Below are 6839 nucleotides of genomic sequence, written 5' to 3' on the forward strand. Positions count from 1 at the left end.
GATCGCGGGCGCCGCGGTCGCCCCGGCCGGCACCGGTCGGCCGGCACTGGCCGGAGCCCGTCGGCCGGCCCCGGTCGGCGCCGGTCGGCCGCCGCGCACGGCTCCGGCCGAATAGGGGTCCGACCGCCGAAGTCCGGGGGCGCCTTCTCTGGTGTTCCGGCGCGGCGTCAGTAATATGACAGCCCCTCATGTTCTCCTCAGGAGGCTGTCATGCCCGACCGCTTCGACCTGCCGGCGGACTTCCGCTGGGGTGCCGCCACCGCCGCCTACCAGATCGAGGGGGCGGTGGAGGAGGACGGCCGCGGCCCGTCCGTCTGGGACACCTTCGCCGCCCGCTCCGGCGCCGTCCGCGACGGCCACACCGGGGCGGTGGCCTGCGACCACTACCACCGGTACCCCGAGGACATCGCCCTGATGAAGGGCCTCGGACTGGACGGCTACCGCTTCTCCCTCGCCTGGTCCCGCGTCCTGCCCACCGGCACCGGGCCCGTGAACGCCGCCGGACTCGCCTTCTACGACCGCCTCGTCGACGCCCTCCTCGACGCCGGCATCACCCCGCTCCCCACCCTCTTCCACTGGGACCTCCCCCAGGCCCTGGAGGACGAGGGCGGCTGGCTCAACCGCGACACCGCGTACCGCTTCGCCGACTACGCCACCGTCGTGGCCGACCGCCTCGGCGACCGCGTCCCCGCCTGGATCACCCTCAACGAGCCCTTCGTCCACACCGTCTTCGGCTACGCCCTGGGCACCCACGCCCCCGGCCGCACCCTGATGTTCGAAGCCCTCCCCGTCGCCCACCACCAGCTCCTCGCCCACGGCCTGGCCACCACGGTCCTCCACGACCGCGGCCTGGAGGCGATGCTCTCCAACAACCTCACCCCCGTCGAGCCGGCCTCCTCGGACCCCGCCGACCTCGCCGCCGCAGCCGCCTACGACGCCCTCCACAACCGGCTGTTCACCGACCCCGTCCTCCTCGGCCGCTACCCCGACCTCTCCGCCCTCGGCGTCCCCGACGACATCTTCGGCGCCGTGCGCGACGGCGACCTCGACCTCATCCACACCCCCGGCCTGGACGGCCTCGGCCTCAACTTCTACAACCCCACCCGCGTCGCCGCCCCCACCGAACCCGGCCTGCCCTTCGACCTCGTCGACATCCCCGACGCCCCCCACACCGCCTTCGGCTGGCCCGTCGTCCCCGACGCCCTCCGCCAACTCCTCCTCGGCCTGCGGGACACCTACGGCAAGGCCCTCCCGCCGATCACCATCACCGAGAACGGCTGCTCCGTCACCGAGGAGACCGTCCCCGACCAGCCCCGCATCGACTTCATGGCCGCCCACCTCGACGCCCTCGCCCAAGCCGCCGCCGAGGGCATCGACATCCGCGGCTACTACACCTGGTCCCTCCTCGACAACTTCGAATGGGCCGAAGCCCGTCGAACGTACTGTCATTCGACGGCCGCGCCCAATCGCGGTCCTCCCGGAGGATCCGGTCCATGCCCGCGTACCACCACGAACCACCGATGCAGCACCCGTCGACGGACCCGGCCGACTGGCCGGAGATCGACCTCTACCTCCGTAAGTCCAAGGTCGTCCGGGAGGGCGATAAGCGCGACATCACCTCCATCCGCGCACAGGAGTCCGAAGGCCGCGAGTGGGCGGTGCGCAACCACTACCGCGTCCGGAAGGTCTGGGTCGACAACCTGTCCGCCTGGTCGGACATCGCCCGCCCCGGCTTCGACAACGCCCTCACCGCCGTTCTCGACGACCAGGTGCCGGCTCTCTGGTGCTTCGCGCTCGACCGCTACACGCGCAAGGGCATCGACGACATCGGCCCGGTACTGGGCAAGGCCCGGGTCATCTTCCACTGGGAGCGGCTCGACAGTTCCGACCCCAATGACCGCCGCTGGATCATCGACCGGGCCGAGCAGGCGCGCGAGTACTCGGAGCGCCTCAGCTACAACATCAGGGTCACCAAGAAGAACCAGCTCAAGAACGGCCAGTGGTCGAGCCGACCGCCGTACGGCACCGAGGCGAGCAAAGACCGCAAACTGACGAACGGGACCCTCTGGCCGATCGTCCTGCACATCTTCCGGAGTCTCGCCGTTGGCATCAGCGCGCGCCTGCTCTGCAAGGCGTTCAACTCCGGTCCCAACCCCATACTTTCTCCGCTGGGCGGCGAATGGGGCGTATCGACGATCTCCTACATGATCCACAATCCCGTCTACGAGGGTTGGCAGACGATCAAGCACCCGAGCGACCCTCGAACCCCGATCCCGTACCGGGACGAAAACGGGGAGCGCGTGCGGGTGTGGGCCGACGAAGCTGAGCCCATCTCGCACGAACTCGCGGTGAAGGCAAGGCAGATGCTCACCGCCGGCAACTTCCCGAACCGCGAGGCCGTGGACAACCGCAAGCGACACCTGCTGACCGACACCACCCGGTGCGCCGGCTGCCGCGGTGCTGCGTCGGCCGACGGCCGGAACCACCTCTGCAACCGCCACAAGGCCGGCCAGATTTGCTCGGCACCGGTCTCCGCGAGCCGCAAGCTCCTGGAGGACTGGGTGGTCGAAGCCTGGTTCTCCCGGCTGAACGGCGCCGACATCGACGACCCCCTGCTGGTCATCGCAGCAGAGCGGTGGACCGGCTACCAGCAGCCGGAGAACGCCGCGAAGCTCGCTGACGCGGTCGCCGGCCTCGCGGCAGCGGAGGGTACCGTTCGACGGCTGGCCAAGCAGCAGGCCGACGGATTCTTCGACCCGCCCTTCGACACCCACCTTCCCAAGCTGCAAGCAGAGGCCAGGGCGGCACTGCTCACCGCGAAAGCGAAGGTGGCTGCGGCCACTCCCAAGCAACTCGACGTCACCTGGCTGCTCGAAGACGCGAGCATCCGGAAGGCCTGGAAGGCTGCAGGTCACGAGCTGCGCAGGGAGCTGATCAGGCTCCTCGTGCGACGCGTGGTCGTCTCCAAGGGGCATCGGGGAGTCGAGTTCGACGGCGACTCCCGCATCGAGATCCACTGGCTCGACGAGCCGAACCCGTGGGCCGACGAGCCGGAGCCAGAACCGGCGGGCAGCCACTGAGGAAGCCCCGCGGACTCGTGCGGCCCGGGCAGGCCGAGACATCGACCTGCCCGGGCCCTCCGTGGTCCGAGAGCCGGGCACCTTACCGATGACGCCCGGCCGCACCAAGCCGCCTTTGCCACGGACCATGGCGGAGCCCTGCTCCACGGACTCCCGGAGGCCGCATTGTCCCCAGCAGTCACCTCTCCTGTCGCGCCTTGTGCTGCGCAGGATGCGGCACACCTCGGCAATCGGAGTCTTGGACCGGCCGTAGGTAGGTTCCACCTGGGCGGACCCTCGAATGGGGCACCAACTGGAGGAGGATGGCTGGTCTCCACGGTGTCGAAGGAGGTGGCAGGGGGCCTGACCCGGTTGCTGGACTTGGCCCCCGCGACGAGTGCTCCGGGTGACGGACGGATCCATGAAGTTGACACCCACCGAGCCGAGTTCTCGATCTCGCTCGACGGGCCGCAGTCTCTCTCCTACAGGTTGGTCACGCGAGGCCGCAGTGGAATGCAGACCTGTGACGGGGCTCGCCGTCTGGAGCCGGTAGGCACCGCGGGAGCCGCGTGCGGCTGCCCGCCCACTTGGGACGAACGTCGTGCGCGATCACGGGCCGGGCGAGGACCGAAGCCGGAGATCGCTGTGCGGTTCAGGTTGGTCGAAGAGCCGGCGATCGGGAGCTTCGACCTCCTGTCGTCCTCATGGGCACTGATGGAGGATGCTGAAGCCGTGGCGGCCGTTCTGGGCCCGACGGGTTCGACGACGGCGGTCTTGCGCATCGACCGGCCTGTGGTGACCACCCCGCACGGGGTGGAGATCGTCGGCCGCCGTCCGAGGCTCCAGCTACAGGTTGGTGGTCTGTGACCTTGTCGGCGATGACCTCGACGCATGGCCGGAGCGCCCTGGCGGTCCTGGGCAGGATGGACAAGGTCGCATAATTTTCATATGGGCGCACTCCTTGAACCGGCGGACGGGCTTGATTCGGCGAACCCGGATAGAGACCGGTGGGTTTTCCACTGGACAGATCCCAACCTCAGGGAGCCACCCGCTCCGGGTACGCCTGGGGACTGCCCTCCCGGTGAAGATCTCAACCTGGCAATCGGATGGGACCGGTTCGAGAAGCTGCTGTTGGCAGTCGTGAGTGGTGCCCGCGGCCTTCGTGGTGTCAAGTTCCGACGGTACGGGGTTCAGGGGCAGGCGCAGCATGGCATCGACCTCGCGGGGCGGGAGCCCGACGGCGGCTACACGGTAGTGCAGTGCAAGGATTACAAGAAGTTCACTGCAGGCGACCTGTGTGCTGCGGTCGAACTGTTCGCGCTTGGGAAGCGCCCGTTCGGGGCGGAGAGGCTGATCGTCGCCACTTCGGCAGAGACACAGACAACGCAGGTCGCTGACCAGCTCGCAGCTCTTCAGAAGCAATACCCAGAGCTCGACCTGGAGCTGTGGGGAGCCGAACAGATCAATGAATACCTCCGGTACCGAGCGGATGTGGTGGCCCGTTTCTGGACGCGTGAGACGGCCGCGACGTTCTGTTCAGGGTCGCCGTTGCCGGGAGTGCCGATGCCGCCGCTGGACCGCCAGGAGCAGGCTGACCGGATCCTTCTTGGCCCGCTCGACACCAGCGACGTCAGGCCGATTCTGCGTGAGGCCGACAGGAAGCTTGACGTAGACCCGGGCGCAGCAGCCGAGCTGTATCGTGATTTGGCAGATCGCCTGACCGAGGCCGGATTCCGTGGTCACGCGATCGTCCTGCGGAACAAGCAGCTCGACGCTCTCCGTACGGTGGGCCGAATCGAAGAGACAGCCGAACTTGCCGCTCGTCTTGCCGTCATCGCCCTTCACCACGGGGATTGGCATGAACCCAGGCGACTCTCGTTCATGCTCCAGAACCTTGTCCAAGAGGCTGGAACGAAGGGCGCTGAGGGAGCGGCGGATGCCGTGAATCACGCCCGAGTGGTCAAAGCCGCTGTCAGCGGTGATCTTCATCCACTTGGGGAATGGGCCGACCTTCGCACCGAGCTCGAGTCCGGGACTGATCGGGACATGGTCTATCGGCCGGCGCTGGTGCTACACCTCGCGGAATCGGTGCTGGCTACCGACCCTGAGAGCATCGATGAGCTGGACGGGCTTGTCATGGCTGCCATTGCTCAGTTCGAGCGATATTCAACGAGTGAGGCTGACGAGGACGTACTCGTGCGTCTACGTCTTGTTCGGGCAGAATACAGGGCAGAGGAACGTCGACGGCTCCTGCGGGCAGCGAAGCTGAGGAGAGTCGAGGGGCGATCCCGGGCACTCATCAATGCTCGGGAGGCACGACGCTGCTGCCTGGAGGGGCGAGCGGAGGAGGCGCTCGAACATTGGCGGGATGCAATTCACGACGGAATCCTTGCCGGTATGGCGGAGGAAGCGGCCGACTGGTTGTATGCCACCCGGGCGTTGAACGTGAACTATGGGCCCTGGGAAGATCTCGATGACGACCACAGGCTGGCTCAGGCCCTGCGCGGAACGGGCACCTCACGCCTGCTGAATCGTGTGCGCGACCCACGGGAACGTGCGATGTCGGCCCATGCCGGCGGCAGTACCATCGAAGCCGTCCACGCAGTCCGGCGCTGGCTCGCGGACAGCGTTGTGACCGCAAGTTGGCAGTCTGAGAACGATGCACTCGCCTTCCTCGGCGATCTCTACCGCGACAATGCCGAGCCTGGATTGGCTGCTCGTTATTACCAACGGTCGGGCAGGCCGAAGAAGACGAAAGAGTTGGCAGACGGTGTGGGAGACCGGTTGCTGCCGTTGCCGGACTTCAGTGGGGGACCCTGGTGGGTGCTGAACGCTGGGGCCGTGCTGGTCGACGCGCAGGCGGATCTGATCGACGACGCCTCGGCTTCAACGCTTCTGGGCCAGCTGATGGAACTTGCGGCCCGCGGAAGGCGAGGCGAGCTCAATGAATCTCCTCACCTCACGTTGACGATCCAGGCGGCGAAGAGTGCGTGTGCCCTCGCTGGTCGTGGCACGTCGGCACAGGCGGCCGCACTTCTGGACTTTCTTGCCGCAGATGTACGGCGTTCGGAGCATCACTACCGAGAGACTGACGACGCGCACGCCGATGCCTGCGTCGAGATTGCGGGAGCGCACCCAGGGCTCGCTTCGGCCGCTTTGCTGCGTCTGTTCGATCTGGCGGATCAAGGTGTGGATCGTGCGCTCTCATTGATCCTGGATGCCCGGGTGCTGAGCTTGCTGGGAGCTCCGTCGCTTCAGCGCAGGGGTCCTCATCCATCGGTCAGGTACGAAACGCTTCCGGCGGAGACCTGTCAAGCGCTGGGCGCTCGCGTACGAAATCTCTCCGGGCGCGGGCACTATCTGGTCCCGCTGATCCAGGACGAGTTCGATCCTGGTAGCTCGGAGGTATATCTCCGCAGACAAGAAGCGCGGGATCGCATTTTGAATCGCCCGTCCCCTGACCCGAGTCGGGTGGAGATCGGAACTACGATGGTTGCTGATTCCGCCCTGGTATCCGGTCTTGGCATCGAGGATCGACGGCGGTGTCTGGCCAGGCTGCTGGCCGCCGCCGAAGACTCACGTGAGATGGCTTCCAACAGGCAGGAGGCGTTGATTGCGGCGCGTAACCTCGTACTCGACAAGGCCCTGTTGGACTCCAGTGAGGCGTTTCGGGTGGCTGAGCAGTCAAGCCTCGCCAACTTCGAACGTGCTGGTCGGAGGGGCCGGCGTGACGTTCTCCGGGGTGCTCGTCCTGGTCGTGGGCGGGAGTCAGCGGTCTTG

The 6839-nt window shown here is 67.1% G+C and carries 2 protein-coding genes and 1 pseudogene; all 3 read left to right on the forward strand.

Annotation, left to right across the window (positions count from 1 at the left end; genetic code table 11):
• Window positions 1-210 precede the first annotated feature (210 nt).
• Window positions 211-1428 (forward strand): annotated as a pseudogene (locus tag ACWGJO_RS40435) (GH1 family beta-glucosidase); the annotation flags it as partial.
• A 65-nt stretch (window positions 1429-1493) separates the two neighbouring features.
• The gene (locus ACWGJO_RS40440; RefSeq protein ID WP_452190790.1) at window positions 1494-3080 is read left to right on the forward strand and encodes a recombinase family protein; all 1587 of its coding nucleotides are present in this window, start codon (window positions 1494-1496) and stop codon (window positions 3078-3080) included.
• A gap of 927 nt (window positions 3081-4007) precedes the next feature.
• Window positions 4008-6839 (forward strand): hypothetical protein (locus tag ACWGJO_RS40445; protein WP_452190792.1); only part of this gene is annotated, 2832 nt, incomplete at its 3' end.

Source organism: Kitasatospora sp. NPDC054795 (assembly GCF_053611565.1).

Bases quoted from the DNA above. Each gene is read 5' to 3' on its own strand.
- ACWGJO_RS40440 (WP_452190790.1), top strand. From the start codon at position 1,494: ATGCCCGCGTACCACCACGAACCACCGATGCAGCACCCGTCGACGGAC.